General features: G+C 53.1%; 2 rRNA genes. Both read left to right on the forward strand.

Features of this window, described 5'->3' with window-relative positions:
- Positions 1-190 precede the first annotated feature (190 nt).
- Positions 191-3,069: ribosomal RNA gene (locus tag HV670_RS29585) — 23S ribosomal RNA — on the forward strand.
- 184 nt (positions 3,070-3,253) lie between these two features.
- Positions 3,254-3,366 (forward strand): 5S ribosomal RNA (gene rrf / locus HV670_RS29590).
- Positions 3,367-3,378: the final 12 nt, after the last annotated feature.

Genomic DNA, 3,378 nt, shown 5'->3' on the forward strand with positions numbered 1-3,378 from the left:
GTTCTTTAACAATTTGGAAGAAGAATGTATCTATTGGAAGCGCACTTGAGATGGTGTGTGGAAGATAGATGGGTTGTGATTGTATCAATGTATTTGAAGTGATTTTAAGTCACTTGGAATACGGCAAACGCGATAACTCAAACCTGTAGCGCGGTGTGGTGGGACGCAAGTCCAGACACACGCGTTATAGGGTCAAGCGAACAAGTGCATGTGGTGGATGCCTTGGCGATCACAGGCGATGAAGGACGCGGTAGCCTGCGAAAAGTTGTGGGGAGCTGGCAAACGAGCTTTGATCCACAAATATCCGAATGGGGAAACCCGGCCCGTATGGGTCATCCGTGACTGAATACATAGGTCATGTGAAGCGAACGCGGTGAACTGAAACATCTAAGTAGCCGCAGGAAAAGAAATCAACCGAGATTCCCAGAGTAGTGGCGAGCGAAATGGGAACAGCCTGCATCATTTAGCATGACGGTTAGCAGAACGGGAAGGACAGCCCGGCCATAGCAGGTGATAGCCCTGTATGCGAAAACCGATGTGTGGAACTAGGGATGCGAAAAGTAGGGCGGGACACGTGAAATCCTGTCTGAAGATGGGGGGACCATCCTCCAAGGCTAAATACTCGTGATCGACCGATAGTGAACCAGTACCGTGAGGGAAAGGTGAAAAGAACCCCGGGAGGGGAGTGAAATAGATCCTGAAACCGCATGCATACAAACAGTCGGAGCCTGGAAACGGGTGACGGCGTACCTTTTGTATAATGGGTCAGCGACTTACGTTCTGTAGCGAGCTTAACCGAATAGGGAAGGCGTAGCGAAAGCGAGTCCGAATAGGGCGATTAGTTGCAGGGCGTAGACCCGAAACCGGATGATCTATCCATGGCCAGGATGAAGGTGCGGTAACACGTACTGGAGGTCCGAACCCACTAATGTTGAAAAATTAGGGGATGAGCTGTGGATAGGGGTGAAAGGCTAAACAAATCCGGAAATAGCTGGTTCTCTCCGAAAACTATTTAGGTAGTGCCTCGTGTATCACCTTCGGGGGTAGAGCACTGTCATGGTTGAAGGGTCCATTGCGGATTACTTCGCCATAGCAAACTCCGAATACCGAAGAGTGCAATCACGGGAGACAGACGCCGGGTGCTAACGTCCGACGTCAAGAGGGAAACAACCCAGACCGCCAGCTAAGGTCCCCAAGATTGGCTAAGTGGGAAACGAAGTGGGAAGGCTAAAACAGTCAGGAGGTTGGCTTAGAAGCAGCCATCCTTTAAAGAAAGCGTAATAGCTCACTGATCGAGTCGTCCTGCGCGGAAGATGTAACGGGGCTAAGCCAGTCACCGAAGCTGCGGATGCGTGCTTGCACGCATGGTAGGAGAGCGTTCCGTAAGCCTGTGAAGGTGCGTTGTAAAGCGTGCTGGAGGTATCGGAAGTGCGAATGCTGACATGAGTAGCGATAAAGGGGGTGAAAGGCCCCCTCGCCGTAAGCCCAAGGTTTCCTACGCAACGTTCATCGGCGTAGGGTGAGTCGGCCCCTAAGGCGAGGCAGAGATGCGTAGCTGATGGGAAGCAGGTTAATATTCCTGCACCGTCGTTAGATGCGATGGGGGGACGGATCGCGGAAGGTTGTCCGGGTGTTGGAAGTCCCGGTCGCTGCATTGGAGAAGGCACTCAGGCAAATCCGGGTGCGCAATTCAAGGGTGTGGCGCGAGCGGCTTAGGTCGCGAAGCAATCGGAAGGGGTCCCAAGAAAAGCCTCTAAGCTTCAGTCTAACGAGACCGTACCGCAAACCGACACAGGTGGGCGAGATGAGTATTCTAAGGCGCTTGAGAGAACTCGGGAGAAGGAACTCGGCAAATTGGTACCGTAACTTCGGGATAAGGTACGCCCTTGTAGCTTGACTGGCCTGCGCCAGGAGGGTGAGAGGGTTGCAATAAACTGGTGGCTGCGACTGTTTAATAAAAACACAGCACTCTGCAAACACGAAAGTGGACGTATAGGGTGTGACGCCTGCCCGGTGCCGGAAGATTAAATGATGGGGTGCAAGCTCTTGATTGAAGTCCCGGTAAACGGCGGCCGTAACTATAACGGTCCTAAGGTAGCGAAATTCCTTGTCGGGTAAGTTCCGACCTGCACGAATGGCGTAACGATGGCCACACTGTCTCCTCCCGAGACTCAGCGAAGTTGAAGTGTTTGTGATGATGCAATCTACCCGCGGCTAGACGGAAAGACCCCATGAACCTTTACTGTAGCTTTGCATTGGACTGTGAACCGATCTGTGTAGGATAGGTGGGAGGCTATGAAGACGGAACGCTAGTTTCGTTGGAGCCGTCCTTGAAATACCACCCTGGTTTGTTTGCGGTTCTAACCTTGGCCCGTAATCCGGGTCGGGGACAGTGCATGGTAGGCAGTTTGACTGGGGCGGTCTCCTCCCAAAGTGTAACGGAGGAGTACGAAGGTACGCTAGGTACGGTCGGAAATCGTGCTGATAGTGCAATGGCATAAGCGTGCTTAACTGCGAGACCGACAAGTCGAGCAGGTGCGAAAGCAGGTCATAGTGATCCGGTGGTTCTGTATGGAAGGGCCATCGCTCAACGGATAAAAGGTACTCTGGGGATAACAGGCTGATACCGCCCAAGAGTTCATATCGACGGCGGTGTTTGGCACCTCGATGTCGGCTCATCTCATCCTGGGGCTGTAGCCGGTCCCAAGGGTATGGCTGTTCGCCATTTAAAGAGGTACGTGAGCTGGGTTTAAAACGTCGTGAGACAGTTTGGTCCCTATCTGCCGTGGGCGTTGGATATTTGAAGGGGGCTGCTCCTAGTACGAGAGGACCGGAGTGGACGAACCTCTGGTGTACCGGTTGTCACGCCAGTGGCATCGCCGGGTAGCTATGTTCGGAAGAGATAACCGCTGAAAGCATCTAAGCGGGAAACTCGCCTTAAGATGAGATATCCCTGGGGCTTTAAGCCCCTTGAAGGGTCGTTCGAGACCAGGACGTTGATAGGTCAGGTGTGGAAGCGCAGTAATGCGTTAAGCTAACTGATACTAATTGCCCGTAAGGCTTGATCCTATAACACGTGTGTTTGGGCGCCTCCCTCAGTGGAGAGACTGCCGCACCCGTGTGTCGTTGTCGCCCGCTCGAATCAGAGATTGAAGTAAAGTCCTGAACCGAGCCGTTTGCGATACAGCACAACCCGCATTCTTCTTCCCAATTGGCTGCGCAGGCCACAACCCCTGCGCGGCAACAAGTCATGCCTGATGACCATAGCGAGTTGGTCCCACCCCTTCCCATCCCGAACAGGACCGTGAAACGACTCCACGCCGATGATAGTGCGGGTTCCCGTGTGAAAGTAGGTAATCGTCAGGCTGTTACACCCCA

This window comes from Pararobbsia alpina (genome assembly GCF_902859895.1).
Lineage (GTDB): Bacteria > Pseudomonadota > Gammaproteobacteria > Burkholderiales > Burkholderiaceae > Pararobbsia > Pararobbsia alpina.